The 22,274-nt window shown below is 59.9% G+C and carries 22 protein-coding genes; 12 read left to right on the top strand and 10 right to left on the bottom strand.

The genetic code is table 11. From position 1 onward, the window contains the following. Positions 1–40: 40 nt before the first annotated feature. From HX815_RS07930 to HX815_RS07900, 7 genes are all read right to left on the bottom strand, one after another. On the bottom strand, positions 41–1,180 hold the full coding sequence (locus HX815_RS07930) for a DegT/DnrJ/EryC1/StrS aminotransferase family protein (protein ID WP_087693281.1): 1,140 nt from the start codon (positions 1,178–1,180) through the stop codon (positions 41–43). Between the two features lie 158 nt (positions 1,181–1,338). Continuing rightward, entirely contained in the window at positions 1,339–2,010 is a 672-nt protein-coding gene (locus tag HX815_RS07925; RefSeq protein WP_008438895.1) for an outer membrane protein, read from the bottom strand. A 160-nt stretch (positions 2,011–2,170) separates the two neighbouring features. Beyond that, complete coding sequence (locus HX815_RS07920; protein ID WP_008438896.1) at positions 2,171–2,488, bottom strand: DUF2388 domain-containing protein; 318 nt, start codon at positions 2,486–2,488, stop codon at positions 2,171–2,173. A 69-nt stretch (positions 2,489–2,557) separates the two neighbouring features. Next, positions 2,558–3,004, bottom strand: coding sequence for an NfeD family protein (locus HX815_RS07915; protein ID WP_008438897.1), 447 nt, complete (start codon positions 3,002–3,004; stop codon positions 2,558–2,560). Between the two features lie 10 nt (positions 3,005–3,014). Then, the gene (locus tag HX815_RS07910) at positions 3,015–3,935 is read right to left on the bottom strand and encodes an SPFH domain-containing protein (protein ID WP_003213925.1); all 921 of its coding nucleotides are present in this window, start codon (positions 3,933–3,935) and stop codon (positions 3,015–3,017) included. Positions 3,936–3,991: 56 nt separating this feature from the next. After that, positions 3,992–5,695, bottom strand: a complete 1,704-nt coding sequence (locus tag HX815_RS07905) for a GspE/PulE family protein (protein WP_177028037.1) — start codon at positions 5,693–5,695, stop codon at positions 3,992–3,994. 84 nt (positions 5,696–5,779) lie between these two features. Next, complete coding sequence (locus HX815_RS07900) at positions 5,780–6,118, bottom strand: hypothetical protein (RefSeq protein ID WP_102604088.1); 339 nt, start codon at positions 6,116–6,118, stop codon at positions 5,780–5,782. Between the two features lie 127 nt (positions 6,119–6,245). On the opposite strand from HX815_RS07900, the gene HX815_RS07895 reads away from it, so the two are divergent. Beyond that, a complete protein-coding gene (locus HX815_RS07895; RefSeq protein ID WP_087693276.1) occupies positions 6,246–6,716 on the top strand; it encodes an Lrp/AsnC family transcriptional regulator in 471 nt (156 codons plus the stop codon). A gap of 56 nt (positions 6,717–6,772) precedes the next feature. On the opposite strand, the gene HX815_RS07890 is transcribed toward HX815_RS07895, so the two are convergent. Continuing rightward, complete coding sequence (locus HX815_RS07890; protein ID WP_177028036.1) at positions 6,773–8,140, bottom strand: inorganic triphosphatase; 1,368 nt, start codon at positions 8,138–8,140, stop codon at positions 6,773–6,775. Positions 8,141–8,298: 158 nt separating this feature from the next. On the opposite strand from HX815_RS07890, the gene argE reads away from it, so the two are divergent. The 10 genes from argE (at position 8,299) to HX815_RS07840 (ending at position 18,753) form a co-directional block, all read left to right on the top strand. Beyond that, positions 8,299–9,447, top strand: a complete 1,149-nt coding sequence (argE, locus tag HX815_RS07885) for an acetylornithine deacetylase (protein ID WP_102370129.1) — start codon at positions 8,299–8,301, stop codon at positions 9,445–9,447. Between the two features lie 136 nt (positions 9,448–9,583). Beyond that, the gene (gene argA / locus HX815_RS07880; protein ID WP_003213914.1) at positions 9,584–10,882 is read left to right on the top strand and encodes an amino-acid N-acetyltransferase; all 1,299 of its coding nucleotides are present in this window, start codon (positions 9,584–9,586) and stop codon (positions 10,880–10,882) included. Positions 10,883–11,474: 592 nt separating this feature from the next. Continuing rightward, positions 11,475–12,833: an OprD family porin gene (locus HX815_RS07875; protein ID WP_003213912.1), complete on the top strand. Its 1,359-nt coding sequence runs from the start codon at positions 11,475–11,477 to the stop codon at positions 12,831–12,833. Positions 12,834–13,106: 273 nt separating this feature from the next. After that, positions 13,107–13,745 (top strand): peroxiredoxin, encoded by a 639-nt coding sequence (locus tag HX815_RS07870; RefSeq protein WP_003213910.1) that lies wholly within the window; start codon positions 13,107–13,109, stop codon positions 13,743–13,745. Between the two features lie 317 nt (positions 13,746–14,062). Further along, positions 14,063–14,656 carry an NADPH-dependent FMN reductase gene (ssuE, locus tag HX815_RS07865; protein ID WP_003213909.1) on the top strand — a complete coding sequence of 198 codons (594 nt, stop codon included), beginning with the start codon at positions 14,063–14,065 and terminating at the stop codon, positions 14,654–14,656. 108 nt (positions 14,657–14,764) lie between these two features. Beyond that, the gene (locus tag HX815_RS07860; protein ID WP_003213907.1) at positions 14,765–15,733 is read left to right on the top strand and encodes a sulfonate ABC transporter substrate-binding protein; all 969 of its coding nucleotides are present in this window, start codon (positions 14,765–14,767) and stop codon (positions 15,731–15,733) included. A gap of 25 nt (positions 15,734–15,758) precedes the next feature. Then, positions 15,759–16,907, top strand: coding sequence for an FMNH2-dependent alkanesulfonate monooxygenase (gene ssuD / locus HX815_RS07855; RefSeq protein ID WP_003213905.1), 1,149 nt, complete (start codon positions 15,759–15,761; stop codon positions 16,905–16,907). A gap of 9 nt (positions 16,908–16,916) precedes the next feature. Further along, positions 16,917–17,705 carry an aliphatic sulfonate ABC transporter permease SsuC gene (gene ssuC / locus HX815_RS07850; protein ID WP_177028035.1) on the top strand — a complete coding sequence of 263 codons (789 nt, stop codon included), beginning with the start codon at positions 16,917–16,919 and terminating at the stop codon, positions 17,703–17,705. Then, positions 17,702–18,508, top strand: a complete 807-nt coding sequence (ssuB, locus tag HX815_RS07845; RefSeq protein ID WP_177028034.1) for an aliphatic sulfonates ABC transporter ATP-binding protein — start codon at positions 17,702–17,704, stop codon at positions 18,506–18,508. Before ssuC ends, ssuB begins: the two co-directional genes overlap by 4 nt. Positions 18,509–18,537: 29 nt before the next feature. Further along, positions 18,538–18,753: a molybdopterin-binding protein gene (locus HX815_RS07840; protein WP_003213899.1), complete on the top strand. Its 216-nt coding sequence runs from the start codon at positions 18,538–18,540 to the stop codon at positions 18,751–18,753. 171 nt (positions 18,754–18,924) lie between these two features. Here HX815_RS07840 and HX815_RS07835 read toward each other — a convergent pair whose 3' ends face one another. Together HX815_RS07835 and HX815_RS07830 are read right to left on the bottom strand one after the other, a co-directional pair. Further along, on the bottom strand, positions 18,925–19,563 hold the full coding sequence (locus HX815_RS07835; RefSeq protein WP_003213896.1) for a TetR/AcrR family transcriptional regulator: 639 nt from the start codon (positions 19,561–19,563) through the stop codon (positions 18,925–18,927). A 252-nt stretch (positions 19,564–19,815) separates the two neighbouring features. Further along, positions 19,816–21,192 (bottom strand): glutamine synthetase family protein, encoded by a 1,377-nt coding sequence (locus tag HX815_RS07830; RefSeq protein ID WP_003213894.1) that lies wholly within the window; start codon positions 21,190–21,192, stop codon positions 19,816–19,818. Positions 21,193–21,470: 278 nt separating this feature from the next. Between HX815_RS07830 and HX815_RS07825 the strand changes: the two genes are divergently transcribed. Further along, positions 21,471–22,250 carry a gamma-glutamyl-gamma-aminobutyrate hydrolase family protein gene (locus HX815_RS07825; protein WP_003213893.1) on the top strand — a complete coding sequence of 260 codons (780 nt, stop codon included), beginning with the start codon at positions 21,471–21,473 and terminating at the stop codon, positions 22,248–22,250. The last annotated feature ends 24 nt before the right edge of the window (positions 22,251–22,274 follow it).

Below are 22,274 nucleotides of genomic sequence, written 5' to 3'. Positions count from 1 at the left end.
CCGCTGCGGGAGCCGGCAACCGGCTCCCGCAAAGGTTTTGTCAGCGCTTCAACACCGCTTTTACCGCCGCTACCGAACGCTCTACGTCCGCTTTCGTCATCGCCGTGAACATCGGCAACGACACAATCAAACGCCCCACTTTTTCCGCTACCGGGAACATGCCTTCCTTGAATCCCTGTGCCTTGTACAAGCTCAGCAGGTGGATCGGTGGGTAGTGATAGCCAATGCCGACGCCATGGGCCTGCATCTGCTCCATGAACGTGGCGCGTGCGGGCAGGCCGTCCTGACGCTCCGGCAGTACCAGCTGGAACAGGTGCCAGTTGCTGTTTTCGAAGTCTGCCGGTGGCAATTGCGCACCGTACTGCGCTTCAAAATCACTGCCGAAGCATTCGAAATAGTGCCGTGCCAGTTCCTGGCGGTGGGCAGTGATCTTCTCGATATGGGCAAACTGGCCCAGGCCGATGGCTGCTGCGATGTCGGTCATGTTGAACTTGCCGCCCAACACATCCACGTCCAGGCCATCGAAGCCGGTGCGGGTCACGCCCTGCAGGCGATATTTTTCCGCCAGGCGCGCTTCTTCAGCGTTGTTCAATACCAGGCAGCCGCCTTCGGACGAGGTGATGTTCTTGTTCGCCTGGAAGCTGAACGATACGAAATCGCCGGTAGCGCCAATGCGTTGGCCATCCCAGCTGGAACCCAGGGCCTGGGCTGCATCTTCGACGATGCGCAGGTTGTACTTGTTGGCCAGCGCGTAGAGCAATGGCATGTCCAACGGCAGGCCCGCCAGGTATACCGGGATGATTGCCTTGGTGCGCGGTGTGATCGCGGCTTCCACCTTGGCCAGGTCGATATTGCGGGTCACCGGGTCGATGTCGGCGAACACCGGTGTGGCACCGACTTCCAGAATCACGTTGGCCGTGGCTACCCACGAAATCGGGGTGGTGATGACTTCGTCACCAGGCCCGATACCGGCGATGCGCAAGGCAATCTCCATGGTGCAGGTGCCCGAGTTGAAGGTACGCACCGGGCGCCCCCCAAAATATTCCGACAACTGCGCCTCGAACGCCTGCACTTTCGGCCCGCTGGTGATCCAGCCGGAGCGCAGTACGTCGCCTACCGCCGAGATGGTGGCTTCATCAATGGTGGGCTTGGAGAACGGCAGAAAGGGCAGTTGGCTCATGACGTTGAAGGCATCCGTTTCAGAAGGCGATGAGAAAAAAGCATATCAATGCCGGGCATGGTTGCACGGCTCGACTGAATATAGCCTGTCGTCTGTGAATGAATCGTCCCGCCTGAAACAAAAAATGCCGCCTCGGGAGCGGCATTTCAGCATCGGTGTCAGAAGGCAACGCGTGCCTCAAGAAACACGTTCTGCTCTTTGAGCTTGCCTTTGAGCTGTTCGTCCCGGGCGTTTATCCGATTGGCGAACGTGTTGTAGCCGGTCTCGATCCCGCCCATGTCCACGTAACGCCAGCCGGTACCCAGGGTCAGGGTTTCGCTGACCTTGGCATCCAGCCCCAGGCCAACGCTGTAGGCGAAGTTGTATTGGCGATTGCTGGCGAAACGGCGGGTGTCGTTGGTCTGGTAACCCTCGGCGTCAACCTGGGCCACGCCGACTCCCGCCATACCGTAGAACGACAGCCATTCATTGATCGGGATGTTTTTATAACCGTTGAGCATCAGGCGCTGGCTGTCGGTGCGCAGGCTGTTGACGTTGGCATTGAACGGTGCCCAATGGGATTTGAAGGTCGAGTGGCTGGGCATCGTGTATTCCCCCTCCAGGCGCCAGCCATCGGCAAAGGCATAGCCCACGGCGAATGAGCCGGTGAACGTCTTGCTGCTGTCGGGGGCTTCTACCCGGTGGGTTACGCGTGGGCTGGTCAGCAGTGAGCTTGAGAGATTCTGCCGGGCGCTGTTGAGCTTTGCCGACCCGTACCAGCTTTCTGCCTGGGCATAAGGCGTGGCAACCGCGGCGAGCAGCAGGGCGTAGGAGAGTTTTTGCATGGTCATCGATTCACTCAGTCTGAAGGGAATCGATAGCTTGTTGCCGGGCGCGCCTGCAACTCGACAGGACTTTTCCTGTTCAGATGCGGAATCGCCAGCGTCTGGCGTAGGAAATCAGGGCAAAAAAATGCCGCTCTCGAGGAACGGCATTTTTTATGCGGCGGTATTACTCGGAAGCAATGGCGTTTTTTGCCAGGATTGCGTTCGCCAGGTCCATATCCGTGGCCTTGAGGCCAGGGTTATCGGCGCGGACTTTCTGCATCGCAGCTTCCAGGTATGGGCCACGGATGTTGCCGTCACTGGCGACGAAGCTACCGGCGTCGTCCTGGGCGGCGACTACCATTTTGTGGTCCTTGAAGGTCAGGTACGTCGAGCCGGTCGTGGCACCCGATGAGATGACATTACGCCAGAAGCTGTCGGCCATGGCTGAACCGACGGGAAGGGAAAGCACAGCGAGGGTTGCGACAGCATATTTTAGACGCATGATGGGTGACTCCGACTGGGTTATCTGAACAGTTTGATTGTAGATAGCCCAGCCGAGTTCCATGGATGACTAAACAGTTTCAACCTGCAAAATCACGCCTTCCTGACCAATGACACGTACGTGTGCCCCAGCCGGCGCGTCCGGCCCGGATGCCATCCACACACCGTCACCCACCTTGATCTTGCCACGGCCCTCGACGATGGCCTGATGCACCACAAAGGTGCGACCAATCAACTCGGAGCCGCGCATGTTCAGCCCCGGCTGGTCGCTGACCTTGGCGCTGCTGCGCTGGCGTCGCCACCAGTACACCGCCGTGAGGATCGACAGCACGGCGAACAGCAGCAGTTGCCACTCCAGCCCCAGGCTCGGCACCAGGAACTTGATCACGCCCACGGCTGCCGCGGCGATGCCCATCCACAGCAGATAACCACCGGCACCGAACACTTCAAGGATCAACAGCACCGTGCCCAGTGCCAGCCAGTCCCAAAACGACAGGTGCTGCAGGAATTCCCACATGGTGCGTGCCTCAGGCTTTCTTGTTGTCGAAGGTTGCCTTGACGATTTCGCCGATGCCGCCGACTGCGCCAATCACCTGGCTGGCTTCCAGCGGCATCAGGATCACCTTGCTGTTGTTGGCCGAGGCCAGCTTGCCCAGTGCGTCGATGTATTTCTGGGCGACGAAGTAGTTGATGGCCTGCACGTTACCGGTGGCGATGGCTTCCGATACCACTTGAGTGGCGCGGGCTTCGGCCTCGGCCTGACGTTCGCGGGCTTCGGATTCCAGGAAGGCGGCCTGACGACCACCTTCGGCCTCCAGGATCTGCGCCTGCTTCTTGCCTTCGGCGGTCAGGATCGCGGAGGCTCGCAGGCCTTCGGCCTCGAGGATCTGCGCACGCTTGATCCGCTCGGCCTTCATCTGGCCGGACATGGCGGCCATCAGGTCGGCAGGCGGGCTGATGTCCTTGATCTCGATCCGGGTGATCTTGATGCCCCACGGTGCGGTGGCTTCGTCGACGGTGCGCAGCAGTTTTTCGTTGATGCCGTCACGCTGGCTGAGCATCGCATCCAGCTCCATGGAGCCGAGCACGGTACGGATGTTGGTTTGCAGCAGGTTGCGGATGGCGTGTTCGAGGTTGTTCACCTCGTAGGCAGCCTGGGCGGTATTGACCACCTGGAAGAAGCACACGGCGTCGATCTGCACCGTGGCGTTGTCAGCGGTGATGACTTCCTGGGGTGGGATATCCAGCACGCTTTCCATCACGTTGATCTTGCGACCGATGCGGTCCATGACCGGAATGATGATGTTCAGGCCGGGCTTGAGGGTGTTGGTGTAGCGGCCGAAGCGCTCGACTGTCCACTGGTAACCCTGCGGGACCACCTTGAAACCCATGAAGAGGATGGCGACGGCCAAGCCTACAAAAAGAAGCAGTACGGTTCCGATCTGCATAACGATTCCTTGTCTGGTGACGGTGAAGCGAGGTTTTTCCGATTGTAACGGTGTTGTCACGGATAAGGACGGATTACCGCGCCATCGATCAAAGGATTTGTTTCTGAATCCCCAGGCGTCACTCGCAGTACCTCTTCAAGTGTTGTCAGTCCTGCCATTACCTTGCGTATACCGGCGGACCGCAAGCTGCACATTCCCTGGTCAAGGGCCGCCAGACGCAGGGCCTGGAGGTCGGTGCCCGGGCTGACCAGGGCCTTGAGGCGATCGTTCATCAGCATGATCTCGTAGACCCCGGCTCGACCCCGATAGCCACTTTCCCGGCACTCGCCGCAACCCACTGCCTGATGGACCTGCCCGGCTTGCCGCTTGCAGTGCGGGCACAACAGCCTGACCAGGCGCTGGGCCATCACCCCCAGCAGCGTGGCATTGATCAGGTAATGGGGAATGCCCAGTTCCAGCAAGCGGCTGATGGCGCCGGGCGCATCGTTGGTGTGCAACGTCGACAGCACCAGATGCCCGGTCAGGGCGGCCTGGATCGCCATTTCTGCGGTTTCCAGGTCGCGAATCTCGCCGATCATGATGATGTCAGGGTCCTGGCGCATCAGGGCGCGGATGCCGCTGGCGAAGGTCAGGTCGATGTTGTGCTGCACCTGCATCTGGTTGAAGGCCGGCTCCACCATCTCGATCGGGTCTTCGACGGTGCACAGGTTGACCTCGCGAGTGGCCAGTTGCTTGAGCGTGGTGTACAGCGTGCTGGTCTTGCCGGAACCGGTAGGGCCGGTGACCAGGATGATGCCGTTGGCCTGGCCGGTCATGGATTGCCAGCGTTGCAGGTCGTCGCTGGAAAGTCCCAGTTGCTGGAAATCCTTGTGCAGCACCTGCGGGTCAAAAATTCGCATCACCAGCTTTTCGCCGAAGGCTATGGGCAAGGTCGACAGGCGCAGCTCCACTTCCCCGCCCGTGGGGCTTTTGGTCTTCACCCGGCCGTCTTGGGGTTTGCGTTTTTCCGCCACGTTCATCCGGCCCAGGCTTTTCAGGCGGCTGACCACCGCCATCGTCACCTGGGATGGGAATTGATAGACGTCATGCAGCAGCCCGTCGATGCGAAAACGCACGCGCCCCTGATCGCGTCCGGGTTCGATATGGATATCACTGGCCCGCTGGCCAAAGGCGTACTGCAACAGCCAGTCGACGATGTTGACGATGTGCGCGTCGTTGGCGTCGGGCTCCTGGTCGCTGGCGCCGAGATTGAGCAGTTGTTCGATATTCGGCGCGCCGGAGGTTTTTTGATCAATGGCGCCGCTGACCGATTTCGCCAGTCGGTAAAACTCCACGGTGCAGCGCTGGATCTCCTGGGGATTGGCCAGCACCCGCTTGATGGAGCGCTTCAACACCTGAGCCAGGCCGGCTTCCCAACTGCACACGTAAGGCTGGGCACTGGCGACGGTAACGCTGTGGGCGTCGACCGCAACGGCCAGGATCTTGTGGCGCTGGGCAAAGGCATAGGACATCAGCGGCACCACCGCCGCGACGTCGATTTTCAACGGGTCGATACGCAGGTAGGGCTGGCCGCAGTGGCGGGCGAGCCATTCGGTCAGCATTTCCAGAGACGGCCCATGGCTGGCAATGCATTCCAGGGGATGCAGCCCACTGTTCGCCGGTAGAGCCAGGTCGGCGGGCACCAGGCCCTGGTCGATCAGGGCAGGCAACAACTGATGGATTTCCAGCCAGCGATCCTGCGGATTTGGCGCAACGGACATGGTGACGTTCCTGGGCAACGATTAGGCGTAGTCCTCAGGCTAGTCACGCTTTGCGCTTCGGCCTCCGGGGTTTATTGCAGGCTTTTACTGAGCGGCCGCCTGAACCGCCAGAGGCCGCGCAGCATCTGCCGGGCGCAGCTCCAGCGAGCACACACTGATCAGGTTACGAAGTTTTTCGCCGATCACCTGGGCCCGGTGCCAGCTCAGGCCATCCATCACGATATCGATCGCCAGCAGGTCGTCTTCACGCTGCACGCTCACCTGACGTGGCACCAGGAACTGCAGGGCAAAATAGTTGAGCACCCGGCACAGCACGTCGGGTTCAGCCTCGGCGAGGATTTGATAGTGCGCCTGGCAGTGGGCATTGCTGACGGCCCAGGCGTCAACGCGTTGGGCGGGGTGGGAGGCTTCGACGACGTGCATGATGATTCTCCGGATTCGACTGGAGAAATTTTTGCATTCGTCGCGGGAGATTTCTTATCTAAAACAGCCTGTATTGGCTTATAAGAGAATCATGTAATTCTTTAAATCATGATTAATGGGTATTTTTATGCACGCTGAATTGGACGTGTACGACCGGCGCATTCTCGCGCTGTTGCAGGAAGACGCTTCGCTCTCCAGCGCGCAGATCGCCGAACAGGTCGGCCTGTCGCAGTCGCCGTGCTGGCGCCGGATTCAGCGGCTGAAAGAGGAGGGTGTGATTCGCGGCCAGGTCACCCTGCTGGATCGCAAGAAAATCGGCCTTAATACGCAGATTTTTGCCGAGGTGAAACTCAACGCCCACGGCCGTTCCAACTTCACTGAATTCACCGAGGCGATTCGCGGTTTTCCGGAAGTGTTGGAATGTTATGTGCTGATGGGGGCGGTGGACTTTTTACTGCGGATCGTCACGTCGGACATCGAGGCGTATGAGCGGTTTTTCTTTGAGAAGCTGTCGATGGTGCCGGGGATTCAGGAGGTCAACTCGATAGTGGCCTTGTCGGAGATCAAGTCCACCACGAGTTTGCCGGTGTTGCGCTGATAGTTGTCTTGGCCTGATTTTAGTGAAGAGGGAGCAAGCTCCCTCGCCACAAGGTTTTACAGGCGCAGCAGGGTTTTCCAGGCGCGATTCTGATACACCGCAATCGCCTGATGCATCCGCGCATCCAGCGACTCATCGGTGATCGGCTGGTTGGCCAGGTGCGCCAGCTTGTTCAGCTCGCCATACAAACGGTCCAGCTCGGCGATATCCAGCACCTGGCGTGCATGGTGCAGCCAGGCCAGGATGCGTTCGATACGCGGCAGTTGCTCGGCCAGGTCTTCCGGCTGTTGCTGGTAGCGCGGCAGTTGCAGGGCAACGGCGTCATCGGCCAGCAGGCGCGGCAGCCAGTTGGCCAGCTGTGCAGCGCCCTGGCGATTGCCACGCACGTTGCGATCCGCGGCCCAGGTGCGGGCCAGCAGCCAGCGGGAAGTGGTCAGGGAGAACAAACCCCAGCGCACGTCTTCCAGTTCTTCGGCGAACTGCTCCGGCGCGGCCTTGCGGATGTCTTCATCGTCGTCACCGGCCTGGACCAGCGGACGCCAGTCTTCCAGCAAGGCGTCCAGTGCGGCGCGCAATTCGCTGGTGGACTGACGCGGTGCGGCCTGGCCGAGGCTGCCGAGCAGGGCCCGCAGTTCGCCGAGGTTTTCCACCCAGTCCTGCAGCAGGCGCCAGTGGCCGTTGAAACGGTATTGCTCGGCCAGGCGCTGGCTGCTGCCCAACAGATGGCACATGACGGCAGCAAATGCGTCGTCCAGTGGCATTTCGGCGTGCAGCAGCGGTGCCGGCAGGCTCAGGGAGTAGCTGTTGGCGTCGAACAGGCGATAGCCACGCTCGGCCTTGCTGATATCGCACGGCATCAGCGCCAGGGTCGCGGCCAGTTCAGCGGCCAGCTCCAGCAGGGCGGCCGGGTCGCCTTCGCGCAGTTCCAGTTCCAGCTCGCAGATTTCTTCTTTCTGCTTGCCGGCAACCACGTGGCCCAGGTCCAGGGCGGCTTCGATCACCACCTTGGCCTTGCCGCGGCCCCAGGCGATTTCAGCGCGTTCGCGGACGAAATCGGTGGTGAAGATCGGCTTGAGGGTCTTTTTGTCCAGCTCGGCCAGTTGCTCGGGCCAGCATTCGCCGTCGAGTTTCTTCACGTCGAGCTTGGCTTTGGCCAGGTCCCAGTTGTACTCATTGCGTTCCGACAAGCCGGCGACGCTCTGGCCACGGGTCTTGAGGGTCTGGATCACTTCGTCGCCGTCTTTGCGCAGGCGCAGGGCCACTTTGGCCTGGGCCAGGTCGCGTTCCGGGGTGTCGAAGTACTGGTTCATCAACTCACGGCGTTCCCAGCCACTTTTGTTGCGTTTTTTCAGTAACGGGTGCTCACGCAGCGCGGCGAGGGTTTCGCGGCTGACACGGAGCTTGATTTCGGTTTCTTTCTGCATGGCCGGAAAATCCAGGATCGGGAGCGCAGCCGGGGAAAAGAGTGGCTGCCAAGGTCGTGCAGTGTACAGGACTGAGCCCGGCAACGTGCCGCAACGGTTTATTGTGTCACTCAGATAGCTCTATGATGGGGTTCGTCCGGGAAGTTGAGAGACAGCGCATGCCTTTACCGTCCATGAAAGAACAATTCGCCGCGCTGATTGCCGCGCCTTCGGTCAGTTGTACCCAGGCCTCTCTCGACCAATCCAACCGCCCGGTCATCGATTTGCTCGCCACCTGGCTGGCAGACCTGGGCTTTGCCTGCGACATCCAGCAGGTCAGCCCAGGCAAATTCAACCTGTTGGCCAGTTTCGGCACCGGCCCTGGCGGCCTGGTGCTGGCGGGCCACAGTGACACCGTGCCGTACGACGGCGCCCTATGGCAGACCGATCCGCTCAAGCTGACGGAAGTCGACGGCCGCTGGGTAGGACTGGGCAGCTGTGACATGAAGGGCTTTTTCGCCCTGGTGATCGAAGCCGTCCAGCCGTTGCTCGACCAGCCTTTCAAGCAGCCGCTGCTGATTCTTGCTACCTGCGATGAAGAAAGCTCCATGGCCGGTGCTCGTGCACTGGCCGAGGCGGGTCGTCCCTTGGGCCGTGCGGCGGTGATCGGTGAACCCACCGGCCTCAAACCCATCCGCCTGCACAAGGGCGTAATGATGGAGCGCATCGATATTCTCGGGCGCAGCGGCCATTCGTCGGACCCAAGCCTGGGCCACAGCGCCCTCGAAGCCATGCATGACGCCATTGGCGAACTGCGTGGCCTGCGCCTGGCCTGGCAGCGCGAATACCGCAATCCGCAGTTCAGCGTGCCGCAGCCGACCATGAACTTCGGCTGCATCCACGGTGGCGACAACCCCAACCGCATCTGCGGCCAATGCTCCCTGGAATTCGACCTGCGGCCCCTGCCGGGCATGGATCCCCAGGTGCTGCGCGCTGCCATCCGGCAGAAGCTTGAACCCTTGGCCGAGCGCCATCAGGTGAAGATCGACTATGCGCCGCTGTTCCCCGAAGTGCCGCCGTTCGAGCAGACCGAGGATGCAGAGTTGGTGCGGGTAGCTGAACGACTTACCGGTCATCGCGCCGAAGCAGTGGCGTTCGGCACCGAAGCGCCTTATCTTCAGCGCCTTGGTTGCGAGACCCTGGTGCTTGGCCCTGGCGATATCGCCTGCGCCCACCAGCCAGGCGAGTACCTTGAAATGTCACGCTTGACGCCTACAGTGCGTCTATTGCGTGAACTGATTCAACATTACTGCCTGACACCTGCATAAATTAACCCCTGCCCATCCGTACATAGAAGGAGAGCGAGCGTGTCGCCAAGCCTGTTCCGACGATAACCAACAGCCCGCTGTGCGTTTTTGCGATTCATCCATTTTTGGCTGCTTTTTATTACAGGCCCAGGTTTTTATGCCCGAATACGTCAATTGGCTTCGTCACGCTTCGCCTTACATCAATGCCCACCGGGATTGCACTTTTGTCGTCATGCTGCCGGGCGATGGTGTAGAGCACCCGAACTTCGGCAATATCGTCCACGACCTGGTGCTGCTCCACAGCCTGGGCGTGCGACTGGTGCTGGTCCACGGTTCGCGCCCGCAAATTGAAACCCGCCTCGCCGCCCGCGGCCTGACCCCGGCTTACCACGAAGGCTTGCGCATCACCGATGCCGCAACCCTGGAGTGCGTGATCGATGCGGTCGGCCATCTGCGCATTGCTATCGAAGCGCGCTTGTCCATGGACATGGCCTCTTCGCCGATGCAGGGCTCGCGCCTGCGGGTGGCCAGCGGCAACCTGGTGACGGCGCGCCCGATCGGTGTGCTTGAAGGCGTCGACTATCACCACACCGGCGAAGTGCGCCGGGTCGACCGCAAGGGCATCAACCGCCTGCTGGACGAGCGCTCCATCGTGCTGCTGTCGCCGCTGGGCTACTCGCCTACCGGCGAAATCTTCAACCTCGCCTGTGAAGACGTCGCCACCCGCGCGGCCATCGACCTGGGCGCGGACAAGTTGCTGCTGTTCGGTGCCGATCTCGGCCTGATCGACGAGCACGGCCGCCTGGTGCGTGAATTGCGGCCGCAACAGGTGCCCGCGCACCTGCAACGCCTGGGCAACAACTACCAGGCCGAATTGCTGGACGCGGCGGCTGAAGCTTGCCGTGGCGGCGTAGGCCGCAGCCACATTGTCAGTTATGCCGAAGACGGCGCCTTGCTGACCGAGCTGTTCACCCGGGATGGCGGCGGTACGCTGGTGGCCCAGGAACAGTTCGAACTGGTGCGCGAAGCGGCGATTGAAGACGTCGGCGGGTTGCTGGATCTGATCAGCCCGCTGGAAGAGCAGGGGATTCTGGTGCGTCGTTCCCGGGAAGTGCTGGAGCGGGAAATCGAGCAGTTCAGCGTGGTGGAACGTGAAGGCATGATCATCGCCTGTGCGGCGCTGTATCAGATCGCCGACTCCGACGCAGGGGAGCTGGCGTGCCTGGCCGTGAACCCGGAGTACCGTCATGGCGGTCGCGGTGACGAGCTGCTGGAGCGCATCGAGACCCGTGCCCGGGCCCAGGGTTTGAAGACGCTCTTCGTGCTGACGACCCGTACCGCCCACTGGTTCCGCGAACGTGGTTTTGTGCCGAGCACGGTGGATCGCCTGCCGTCGGCGCGGGCGTCGTTATACAACTATCAGCGTAATTCGAAGATTTTCGAAAAGGCGTTGTAAGGCTAAGGGGCGAGGGGGCAATCCTCTCGCCTGTCACTTTGGCGAGTCATGCTCCTCGGCGGATGCATCGGCCCTGTACACAGGGTTTGCCAATTTATACATATAACTGACATCAAAGTGACATTATCACCGGGTACGGTGAGGTGGATTGCTGGGACGGCAGAAAAGTTTCATCGATACAAAAACTGTAACAAATTGACGGAATGATGTGCGTTTGGCCATGATGGCGTCGCGTTTTTGATCGTGAGTGACGTATGACCCCGTTTGGTCAACACAAAACGATCTAAAAAAGCGCAAAGACATACTCTTTCGGAAAACGCTTATGGAGCGGCATCGCCTGTCGGCTTGACCGTCCCATGGAAAGCGTTATTCCTGAATGGTATGAAAAAGGACGAAACAATTCTTTTTGGGTGTATGAAAAACTCATTACCCTGCAAGGACCAAATTAACTGCGGTTAGACGAAAGTAGTAGACACACAAGGTTACGATTGACTTGTCAGTCACTATCCGGTGCTAATCGCGCATCTGTGGATCGAGGGCGTCAGACCCGAGACCTAAGAAATACAAAAATTAGAAATGAGAGGAGCGGTACATGAAGAAGTCAACATTGGCGTTGGCCGTAGCTTTGGGGGCAATCGCCCAACAAGCAGGCGCCGCTGGTTTTATCGATGACAGCAAGATCACGCTGGGCGTACGTAACTTTTACATCAACACCGACAACCGCGATCTGAAGCCATCGGCTACCTCGAACACCCGCAGCAAAAACGCTGAATGGGGTCAGGGTTTCGACCTGCGTTTCATCTCGGGTTTTACCCAAGGTACTGTGGGCTTCGGTCTTGACGCCATCGGCCTGTACGGCGTGCGTCTGGATTCCAGCCGCGCTGATCACGGTAACTACACTGGTACTGCTTCCGGCGGCACCGTGTTCCCAAGTGATGGCAACAAGGCCGTTCACGATTTCGCCAGCCTGGGCGTGACCGGTAAGGTCAAGATCTCCCAAACCGTGCTGAAGATCGGTACCTTGCAGCCGAACAACCCGGTGATCAAGACCAACGACGGTCGTCTGTTGCCACAAACCTTCCAGGGCGGCGAGATCTCTTCGAACGAGTTCAAGGACCTGACCCTGACTGCTGGTCAGATCGAGCACTCCAAAGGCCGTAACTCCAGCAACAATGAAGGTCTGTCCCTGGCCGGTGCCAACGGCAGCTCGAACTACGACGCTGGTAACTTCGTCAACAAGTTCTACTACGCCGGTGCTGACTACAAAATCAACAAAGACCTGACCGCTTCGTACTACTTCGGCGAGCTGAAGGATTTCTACTCTCAGAACTTCCTGGGCCTGGTCCACAACTGGGCGATCGGTCCTGGCGTCCTGAAAAGTGACCTGCGCTACTACCGCAGCCGTGACAACGGTGCCAACGGTGATACTGCCGGTTACTACACCTCCGGCTACTACTCGGATCATCCGACCAACGCCACCAAGGTCAAAGGTAAGGTCGACAACGACCTGTACAGCTACCTGGCGCTGTACTCGGTTGCCGGTCACACCTTCGGTGCTGGCTACCAGTACACCAAGGGCGACAGCGACTTCCCTTGGCTGAACCAAGGTGACGGCTCGTCTAACAGCACCATCACCGACATGCAAATCCAGAAGTTTGCCCGTGCTGGCGAACGTACCTGGCAAGCTCGCTACGCCTATGACTTCGCCAAGATCGGCGTACCTGGCCTGACTGCCGGTGTGGTTTACCTCAAAGGTAGCAACATCGACACCACCGTCGGCGAGCGTAACGAGTGGGAACGCGACCTGACCCTGGCTTACGTTGTTCCAGAAGGTCCGCTGAAAAACCTGGGCGTTGCCTGGAAAAACGCGATGTGGCGTACCGACCTGGCGAACACCCGTTCCCAGGACGAAAACCGCGTAATCCTCAGCTACACCTACGCGTTCAAGTAAGAGCGTAAAACCTTGCCCGGCGCAATGCCGGGCAGGGTGCTTTACTTTTCAAGCCGGGCTCAACCCCCGCAAGCCCGTCCTGAACCCCTCTTTGTACAGCGTCTCAAGGCCTTCTCGAACCTTGAAGCGGATGTTGATCCACGCCCGTTGCCAAGTCCAATGAACAGATTTTTAATATTCCTTTATCGTCTAGATAAATCGATATTTATTCTTTTTAAATAATCCGCGACACAGGCACAGTGGGCTCCATAAGCACTCATCAGGAGCCACACCATGAGCCTCAGACTGGGCGACATCGCCCCCGACTTTGAACAGGATTCCAGCGCCGGCAAGATTCGCTTCCACGAGTGGCTGGGCGATAGCTGGGGCGTGCTGTTTTCCCACCCGGCGGACTTTACCCCGGTGTGCACCACCGAGCTGGGTTTCACCGCCAAGCTCAAGGATGAATTCGCCAAGCGGGGCGTCAAGGCCATTGCGCTGTCGGTGGACCCGGTGGACTCCCACCACAAGTGGATCGAAGACATCAACGAAACCCAGAACACCATCGTCAACTTCCCGATCCTGGCCGACGCTGACCGCAAGGTCTCCGACCTGTACGACCTGATCCACCCGAATGCCAGTGACACCCTTACCGTGCGTTCGCTGTTCGTGATTGATCCGAACAAAAAGATTCGCCTGACCATCACCTACCCGGCCAGCACCGGTCGCAACTTCCACGAAATCCTGCGGGTGATCGACTCGCTGCAACTGACCGACAACCACAAAGTCGCGACCCCGGCCAACTGGCAGGACGGTGACGAAGTGGTGATAGTGCCGTCGCTCAAGGACGAGGAAGAGATCAAGAAACGCTTTCCGAAGGGTTACCGGGCGGTGAAGCCGTACCTGCGGCTCACCCCTCAACCGAATCGCTGACACACAACCACATGTGGGAGCGGGCTTGCTCGCGAATGCGCATTGTCAGTTGATGCATCTTTGAATGACACACCGCTTTCGCGAGCAAGCCCGCTCCCACACTTGCGCGCATTTCAAGTCTCACATAGCAGGGGTTTTAAGGCCGTTTCGACGGCCTTTTTTTATGCCTGCGATTTAGTCGGCAGCATATGCATTTAAAGAATAAACAAATGAAAAAATAAGATTTATAGATATATAAATTGGCTGATATGGTCTGTCCCATCTTGGCGCCATCGCCACATAGCGAACCGCCGACACTTTCCAAAGGAATTTCCTACATGCTGGTCGTAACACTTGGTGGTAGCCCCAGCCAACGTTCCCGGTCCGGGGTCTTGCTGGATCACACCCGCAACTGGTTGCAGCAACAAGGCGTGGAAGTGGTGAGTTATCAGATACGGGACTTCCCGGCCGAAGACTTGCTGCACGCGCGGTTCGATAGCCCGAAAATCATCGACCTGTTGCAGCAAGTGGCGAACGCCGATGGCCTGGTGATTGCCACGCCGGTGTACAAGGCTTCGTTTTCCGGCGCGCTGAAAACCATCCTCGACCTGCTGCCTGAACGCGCCCTGGCCCACAAAATAGTGTTGCCGATGGCCACCGGCGGCAGCATCGCCCACATGCTCGCGGTGGACTACGCGCTGAAGCCGGTGCTGTCGGCATTGAAAGCCCAGGAATTGCTCCACGGGATTTTCGCCGAAGACAGCCAGATCGCCTACGGCGAAGGCAGCGCCCAGGCGCAACTGGTGCCGGTGCTGGAACAACGCTTGAGCGAGGCTTTGGAGACGTTCTACAGCGCCATGGCCCGCCGCCCGAAACCCCTTGACCCCAATGTGTTGAATGAACGTTTGTTGAGTGCTCGCTGGAGCATTTAAGCCTTACCCAGCTTTACCTGAATTCGACAAGTACTACTCACCTTACTCAGCCGCCAACGGCCAAGCAGGTGCAGCCAACCCCCTAATCGTATATTTGGAGAGAGCGCCATGCGCACTGTCATCTTGCGTCGTGGTCTGGTCGCACTGTTTGCTGCGGCTGTGTCCTTCGGCGCCATCGTTCAAGCCCAGGCCGCCGAAACCTTGCGGATCGGCTATCAGAAATACGGCACCCTGGTGCTGCTCAAGGCCAAGGGCTCGCTGGAAAAGCGCCTGGCCGAGCAGGGCGTGCAAGTGCAGTGGACCGAGTTTCCCGGCGGCCCGCAGCTGCTGGAAGGGTTGAACGTAGGCTCCATCGACTTCGGCGTGACGGGTGAAACCCCGCCAGTGTTCGCCCAGGCTGCCGGTGCCGATCTGCTCTACGTCGCCTATGAACCGCCGGCGCCTACCAGCGAAGCGATCCTGGTACCGAAAGACTCGCCGATCAAATCGGTGCAAGACCTCAAGGGCAAGAAAGTCGTCCTCAATAAAGGCTCCAACGTGCATTACCTGCTGGTACGTGCCCTGGAAGATGCCGGCCTGAAATACACCGACGTGCAGACCGTGTTCCTGCCGCCCGCCGATGCCCGCGCCGCGTTCGAGCGTGGCAGCGTCGATGCCTGGGTGATCTGGGACCCGTACCAGGCAGCCGCCGAGAAGCAACTGCAAGCCCGCACCCTGCGTGACGGCACCGGCATTGCCGACAACCATCAGTTCTACCTGGCCACCAAGCCGTACGCCGAAAAACACCCTGAAGTGATCAAGACGCTGGTGGAAGAAGTCCGCGCCGTGGGCGAATGGTCCAAGGCCAACCCGGAACAAGTCACCGAACAAGTTGCTCCGCTGCTGGGCCTGCCGGCCGACATCACCCTGACCTCGGTAAAACGCCAGGGCTACGGTGCGCAGTTCCTGACGCCTGAAGTGATCGCGGCGCAGCAGAAAATCGCCGACAGCTTCTACCAACTCAAATTGATCCCCAAACCCTTGAGCATCAAGGACGTGATCTGGACACCACCTGCCGCCGTTGCCAAAGCGCCGTAATCCGACTTCTTCAGGAGACAACTCCATGAGCCTCAATATTTTCTGGTTTCTGCCTACCCACGGCGACGGCCATTACCTTGGCACCGCCGAAGGCGCTCGCGCCGTTGATCACGGCTACTTGCAGCAAGTGGCCCAGGCGGCCGACCGCCTTGGCTTCGGCGGGGTACTGATCCCCACCGGCCGCTCCTGCGAGGATTCGTGGCTGGTGGCGGCGTCGCTGATCCCGGTGACCCAACGCTTGAAATTCCTTGTCGCGCTGCGCCCCGGGATCATTTCCCCGACGGTGGCTGCGCGTCAGGCCGCGACCCTGGATCGTCTGTCCGGCGGCCGCGCGTTGTTCAACCTGGTGACCGGTGGAGACCCGGATGAATTGGCCGGCGACGGTTTGTTCCTGAGCCATGAAGAGCGTTACCAGGCGTCGGTGGAGTTCACCCGCATCTGGCGCCGCGTACTGGAAGGCGAGACCGTCGATTACGACGGCCAGCACATCAGCGTCAAAGGCGCCAAGTTGCTCTATCCGCCGATCCAGCAACCGCGTCCGCCGCTGTATTTCGGTGGCTCTTCCGAAGCGGCCCAGGACCTGGCAGCCGAACAAGTGGAAATGGTCCTGACCTGGGGCGAGCCACCGGCCGCGGTGGCGGAAAAGATTGCACAGGTTCGCGCCAAGGCCGCCAAGCTCGGGCGTACCCTGCGCTTCGGCATTCGCCTGCATGTGATCGTGCGTGAAACCAACGCCGAAGCCTGGCAGGCCGCCGACAAACTGATCTCCCACGTGGACGATGAAACCATCGCCCGCGCCCAGGCGTCGTTGTCGCGCTTTGATTCCGTAGGCCAGCAACGCATGGCCGCCTTGCACGGCGGCAGTCGCGACAACCTGGAAGTCAGCCCCAACCTGTGGGCGGGCGTAGGCCTGGTACGCGGTGGCGCCGGCACGGCACTCGTGGGCGATGGTCCGACCGTGGCCGCGCGGGTGAAGGAATACGCGGACCTCGGTATCGACACCTTTATCTTCTCCGGGTACCCACATCTGGAAGAGTCGTATCGCGTGGCTGAGCTGCTATTCCCGCACCTGGACATCGAGCGTCCCGAGCTGCCGAAAGGCGCCGGCTACGTCAGCCCGTTCGGCGAAATGGTCGCCAACGACATTCTTCCCAAAGCTGCGTCCCAGAGCTGAGGCGCCGCCATGAACCTTGAAAAGTTAAGTCATCGATTGGCGCCCTGGGCGCTGCCGATCCTGTTGCTGGCGGTATGGCAGCTGTCCGTCTCGGCCGGCTGGTTGTCGACGCGCATTCTGCCGGCACCCAGCGCGGTGATCGAAGCAGGTGTCAGCCTGGTGCGCAGCGGCGAAATCTGGACCCACCTGGCCATCAGCGGCTGGCGTGCGGGCCTGGGCTTTGTGATCGGCGGCAGCATCGGCCTGACCCTGGGTTTTATTACCGGCCTGTCGACCTGGGGTGAACGCCTGCTGGACAGCTCGGTGCAGATGATCCGCAACGTGCCGCACCTGGCGCTGATCCCGCTGGTGATCCTGTGGTTCGGCATCGACGAGACGGCGAAGATATTCCTGGTCGCCCTCGGCACGCTGTTCCCGATCTATCTCAATACTTACCACGGCATCCGCAACGTCGACCCGGCGCTGGTGGAAATGGCCCGCAGTTATGGCCTGTCCGGTTTCAGCCTGTTTCGCCAAGTGATTTTGCCGGGCGCCTTGCCTTCGATTCTGGTGGGCGTGCGCTTCGCGCTGGGCTTTATGTGGCTGACGTTGATCGTCGCGGAAACCATCTCCGCCAGTTCCGGTATCGGCTACCTGGCGATGAACGCCCGGGAATTCCTGCAGACCGACGTGGTGGTTCTGGCGATCGTGCTTTACGCGGTCCTCGGCAAGCTGGCAGACCTGGCGGCGCGAGGCCTGGAGCGAGTCTGGCTGCGCTGGCACCCGGCTTATCAACTGAATAAAGGAGGTGCGGCATGACCGCTCAACAACCTCCACGCCTGCTGCGGGGCATTCCCCTGGCAGTGCGCAAGTTGCGCAAGGCTTTCGGTTCGCGGGAAGTGCTGAAGGAAATCGACCTGCATATTCCTGCCGGTCAATTCGTGGCGGTCGTGGGCCGCAGTGGCTGCGGCAAAAGTACCTTGCTGCGCCTGCTGGCCGGGCTGGACAAAGCCAGCGGCGGCGAACTGCTCGCCGGCTCCGCGCCGCTGAGCGAAGCGATTGAAGACACGCGGTTGATGTTCCAGGAAGCGCGCCTGCTGCCGTGGAAAAAGATCATCGACAACGTGGGCCTTGGCCTCAAGGGCAACTGGCGCCCGCAGGCACTGGAAGCGCTGGAAGCGGTCGGCCTGGCCGAGCGCGCCAATGAGTGGCCGGCGGCGTTGTCCGGTGGCCAGAAGCAGCGCGTGGCCCTGGCCCGCGCCCTGATCCACCAACCGCGCCTGTTGCTGCTGGACGAACCGCTGGGGGCGCTGGATGCCCTGACCCGGATCGAGATGCAGCAACTGATCGAGAACCTCTGGCAGAAGCACGGCTTCACCGTGTTGCTGGTGACCCACGACGTCAGCGAAGCCGTGACCATTGCCGACCGGGTGATTTTGATCGAAGACGGCGAAATCGGCCTCGACCTGCACGTGGAACTCCCACGTCCGCGGGTGCGTGGCTCCCACCGCCTGGCGGCGCTGGAAACCGAAGTGCTTAACCGTGTGTTGTCGCTGCCCGGCACCCCGCCGGAACCCGAACCTGTTTCACCGCTGCCTACGCAATTGCGTTGGGCTCAATAACTCACTTGTCTTACACAGGAAGAACGACCATGACTATCAAAGCCATCAACGTGCGTAACCAGTTCAAAGGCACCATCAAGGAAATCGTCGAAGGCGACGTGCTGTCGGAAATCGACGTACAGACCGCGTCCGGTATCGTCACTTCCGTGATCACCACCCGCTCGGTGAAAGAGCTGGAACTGGTGATCGGCAGTGAAGTGATTGCCTTCGTGAAATCCACCGAGGTGTCGATCGCCAAGTTGTGATCAATGGTTCGCACAAACCCCGAAGGTGAAAGCCTGTCGGGGTTTTTGTCGTTCTCAAGATTGCTTTCGCGAGCAAGCCCGCTCCCACATTTGACCGAGTTCTACCTTTGGAATACGGTCGAATGTGGGAGCGGGCTTGCTCGCGAAGAGGCCCGGACAGGCAACAAAAAATCAGAGCGCAGCCACCCGCTTGGGCAAGAACGCCGGCAGATAAAGCCCCACATACGCATCAAACACCCGCATGCCTTCCTCGGCCATGCGCGGGGTGATTTGCCCATGCTGATGCACCGAGCGCGCGTAGACGCGGTCGCTCAGTTCCAGGGCCAGGGCAAACACGTCGACATCGGCGGGCAGGCTCGGCACCTCAAAGTGCCGGTTGAACACCTCAAACATCAGGTTTCCCAGCTCCAGGTCGTGCTGGCGGTCGGCCTGTGTCACTTCGGTCAACCCGTGCTGGGCCAGGATCAATTGGCGGGCGGCGGCGTCGTTGCTGTAGATGCTGAGCATGCGCTGCTCCACCACGCAGGACAGGTCGCGCCAGTGCTTGAGTGAATCATGATCGATGGGCGCCTGAATGGCCGCGCGAAAGGCCGCATGGACGTCAGCGGTCAGCGCCTCCAGCAACGCCGGCACGCTGGCGAAGAAGTGATACACCGATGACGGTGGAATCTGCGCCCGCTCGGCCACGCTGTAGATCGACAGGCTGGCCACGCCTTCGGCGGCCAGCAAGGTGCGGGCGGCATCGAGGATCGCGTCGATCCGGGCCTGGCTGCGGGCGCGGGGTTTGCGAGGAGTGGCAGGGCGATTCATTGAAGTCTCCTACAGGGCAGCGGGCATTGTACGCAGAGCCACTGGATGATCCATACCCTGTGGCGAGGGAGCTTGCTCCCGCTGGACTGCGCAGCAGGCCCAAGACCTGCACCTCGGTTCCGCCTGAAAGAACCCGGGGTTCTTATTGGGGCCGCTTCGCAGCCCGGCGGGAGCAAGCTCCCTCGCCACAACGGCCATAAAAAAACGCCGTAGGCCAAAGGCCTGCGGCGTTCTTTTTAGCCCGGCAACCGCTTACACGGTATGCAGGTACCAGTTGTACTCAAGGTCGGAGATGGAGTGTTCGAACTCCTCCAGCTCACTTTCCTTACAGGCGACGAAGATATCGATGTATTTAGGATCGATGTACTTGGCCATCACCTCGCTGTCGTCCAACTCGCGCAGTGCATCACGCAGGTTGTTCGGCAGGCTCTGTTCGTTCTGCTCGTAGCTGTTGCCTTCCACCGGTGCGCCAGGCTCGATCTTGTTGGTCAGGCCGTGATGCACGCCCGCCAATACCGAAGCCATCAGCAGGTAAGGGTTGGCATCAGCCCCGGCCACACGGTGTTCGATACGTACGGCGTCGGACGAGCCGGTCGGTACGCGAATCGCCACGGTGCGGTTATCCAGGCCCCAGCACGGCGAGTTCGGCACGTAGAACTGTGCGCCGAAACGACGGTAGGAGTTGACGTTAGGGCACAGGAACGCCATTTGGGCGGGTAGGGTCTCCAGCACACCGCCGATCGCGTGACGCAATGCGGCGTTCTGCTCGGGATCCTCGCTGGCAAAGATGTTCTTGCCGTCCTTGTCCAGGATCGAAATGTGCACGTGTAGGCCGTTGCCTGCCTGGCCCGGGTAAGGCTTGGCCATGAAGGTGGTGTCCATTTCATGGTCGTAGGCGATGTTCTTGATCAAGCGCTTGAGCAGTACCGCGTAGTCGCAGGCCTTTATAGGGTCGGCAACGTGGTGCAGGTTCACTTCGAACTGCGCCGGGGCACTTTCCTTGACGATGGCGTCGGCAGGGATGCCTTGCTCTTTTGCACCTTCCAGAATGTCCTGGAGGCAGTCGACGTATTCGTCGAGGTCGTCGATCAGGTAGACCTGTGTCGAGTGCGGGCGTTTGCCGGAGATCGGCGAGCGGGGCGGTTGTGGCCGGCCATTCACGTTCTCCTGGTCAATCAGGTAGAACTCCAGCTCGAATGCGGCGCAGATGGTCAGACCGAGGTCGTCAAATTTGCTTACAACTTGGCGGAGTACTTCGCGAGGATCGGCGAAGAAAGGTTCACCTTCGAGTTCGTGCATGGTCATCAGCAGTTGCGCGGTTGGGCGCTTTTGCCAGGGTTCATTGCACAGGGTGTCGGGGATTGGATAACAGATTCGGTCAGCATCACCGATGTCCAGACCCAGGCCGGTGCTTTCCACCGTTGAGCCGTTGATATCCAGGGCAAATAGAGAGGCAGGCAGGTTAATGCCCTTCTCGTAAACCTTGTGGAGGCTGGTGCGTTCGATGCGCTTGCCGCGCACCACACCATTCATATCCGCAATTAGAAGGTCTACGTACAGAACCTCAGGATGATCCTTAAGGAACGCGTTCGCTTCGTTAAGCTGAACGGCACGCGGGGGTACCGACATGATGCAACACCTTTGTTGTTAAAAATATCAATCATTGATCTCTTCGGGTTTCAGTCAACCCGAACGGCATGCCGAAGTCAAGCGAGGCCTTTTTTGCCCTAAAAAAGCGCCGTGAGGGCTTTTTTGGGGCTTTTTGGGGCAATTTTTTGGGATTGGGGCTCTTGGAACCAGCACGTTTGAGCGGGCCGTGTTGTATTTTTTACGGGGGTGTTGTGTAAAAAAATGAACAAGGCTAAGCTCGATTCAAACCCATAACAGCAATAATACCGGGGTGCTTCATGTCTCGCCTGCCGTTAATCGGCGTCACCGCCTGCTCCAAACAGGTCGGTCTGCATGCTTATCACATCAGTGGCGACAAATACGTCCGTGCAGTGGCCACCGCTGCCAAGGGCTTGCCGTTGATTATTCCGTCCCTGGCGGATCTGCTCGACCCGGCCAATATTCTTGACGGCCTGGACGGCATTCTATTTACCGGCTCACCTTCCAATATCGAACCCTTTCACTACGACGGTCCGGCCAGCGCGCCCGGGACTGCTCATGATTCTGCACGGGACCAAACCACCCTGCCGCTGCTGCGTGCAGCCATAGCGGCCGGTGTTCCGGTACTGGGGATTTGCCGTGGCTTCCAGGAAATGAACGTGGCGTTTGGCGGTAGCCTGCACCAGAAGGTTCATGAAGTGCCGGGCATGATGGATCACCGCGAAGACGACACCCAGCCGCTGGACATCCAGTACGGCCCGGCACATCCGGTAACCATCTCCCCGAATGGGGTATTGGCAAGCCTGGGCTTGCCGTCGACGATCCAGGTCAACTCGATTCATTCACAGGGCATTGATCGCCTGGCGGCCGGTTTCCAGGTCGAGGCCACCGCGCCGGATGGCCTGATCGAAGGCTTTTCAGTGCCCGCGGGCAAGGCTTTTGCTTTAGGAGTGCAATGGCACCCCGAATGGCAGGTAAGCTCTAACCCGCACTACCTCGCAATCTTCCAGGCATTTGGCAATGCCTGTCGAAAGCGGGTGATGCAACGCGACGCGGATGCTGCGTCAACTTACGCCTGACCTTTAATGGATGTCAGGAAACAC

The sequence above is a fragment of the Pseudomonas sp. E6002 genome (assembly GCF_013385565.1).
In the GTDB taxonomy this organism is placed as follows: domain Bacteria; phylum Pseudomonadota; class Gammaproteobacteria; order Pseudomonadales; family Pseudomonadaceae; genus Aquipseudomonas.
Note: the sequence above shows the minus strand (reverse complement) of the source record. Positions and strands in the feature narration are given on the sequence as shown.

Excerpts from the sequence above, each read along its gene's own strand:
- HX815_RS07930 (WP_087693281.1), bottom strand. The coding sequence starts at position 1,180 with ATGAGCCAACTGCCCTTTCTGCCGTTCTCCAAGCCCACCATTGATGAA.
- HX815_RS07925 (WP_008438895.1), bottom strand. The coding sequence starts at position 2,010 with ATGACCATGCAAAAACTCTCCTACGCCCTGCTGCTCGCCGCGGTTGCC.
- HX815_RS07920 (WP_008438896.1), bottom strand. The coding sequence starts at position 2,488 with ATGCGTCTAAAATATGCTGTCGCAACCCTCGCTGTGCTTTCCCTTCCC.
- HX815_RS07915 (WP_008438897.1), bottom strand. The coding sequence starts at position 3,004 with ATGTGGGAATTCCTGCAGCACCTGTCGTTTTGGGACTGGCTGGCACTG.
- HX815_RS07910 (WP_003213925.1), bottom strand. The coding sequence starts at position 3,935 with ATGCAGATCGGAACCGTACTGCTTCTTTTTGTAGGCTTGGCCGTCGCC.
- HX815_RS07905 (WP_177028037.1), bottom strand. The coding sequence starts at position 5,695 with ATGTCCGTTGCGCCAAATCCGCAGGATCGCTGGCTGGAAATCCATCAG.
- HX815_RS07900 (WP_102604088.1), bottom strand. The coding sequence starts at position 6,118 with ATGCACGTCGTCGAAGCCTCCCACCCCGCCCAACGCGTTGACGCCTGG.
- HX815_RS07895 (WP_087693276.1), top strand. The coding sequence starts at position 6,246 with ATGCACGCTGAATTGGACGTGTACGACCGGCGCATTCTCGCGCTGTTG.
- HX815_RS07890 (WP_177028036.1), bottom strand. The coding sequence starts at position 8,140 with ATGCAGAAAGAAACCGAAATCAAGCTCCGTGTCAGCCGCGAAACCCTC.
- argE (WP_102370129.1), top strand. The coding sequence starts at position 8,299 with ATGCCTTTACCGTCCATGAAAGAACAATTCGCCGCGCTGATTGCCGCG.
- argA (WP_003213914.1), top strand. The coding sequence starts at position 9,584 with ATGCCCGAATACGTCAATTGGCTTCGTCACGCTTCGCCTTACATCAAT.
- HX815_RS07875 (WP_003213912.1), top strand. The coding sequence starts at position 11,475 with ATGAAGAAGTCAACATTGGCGTTGGCCGTAGCTTTGGGGGCAATCGCC.
- HX815_RS07870 (WP_003213910.1), top strand. The coding sequence starts at position 13,107 with ATGAGCCTCAGACTGGGCGACATCGCCCCCGACTTTGAACAGGATTCC.
- ssuE (WP_003213909.1), top strand. The coding sequence starts at position 14,063 with ATGCTGGTCGTAACACTTGGTGGTAGCCCCAGCCAACGTTCCCGGTCC.
- HX815_RS07860 (WP_003213907.1), top strand. The coding sequence starts at position 14,765 with ATGCGCACTGTCATCTTGCGTCGTGGTCTGGTCGCACTGTTTGCTGCG.
- ssuD (WP_003213905.1), top strand. The coding sequence starts at position 15,759 with ATGAGCCTCAATATTTTCTGGTTTCTGCCTACCCACGGCGACGGCCAT.
- ssuC (WP_177028035.1), top strand. The coding sequence starts at position 16,917 with ATGAACCTTGAAAAGTTAAGTCATCGATTGGCGCCCTGGGCGCTGCCG.
- ssuB (WP_177028034.1), top strand. The coding sequence starts at position 17,702 with ATGACCGCTCAACAACCTCCACGCCTGCTGCGGGGCATTCCCCTGGCA.
- HX815_RS07840 (WP_003213899.1), top strand. The coding sequence starts at position 18,538 with ATGACTATCAAAGCCATCAACGTGCGTAACCAGTTCAAAGGCACCATC.
- HX815_RS07835 (WP_003213896.1), bottom strand. The coding sequence starts at position 19,563 with ATGAATCGCCCTGCCACTCCTCGCAAACCCCGCGCCCGCAGCCAGGCC.
- HX815_RS07830 (WP_003213894.1), bottom strand. The coding sequence starts at position 21,192 with ATGTCGGTACCCCCGCGTGCCGTTCAGCTTAACGAAGCGAACGCGTTC.
- HX815_RS07825 (WP_003213893.1), top strand. The coding sequence starts at position 21,471 with ATGTCTCGCCTGCCGTTAATCGGCGTCACCGCCTGCTCCAAACAGGTC.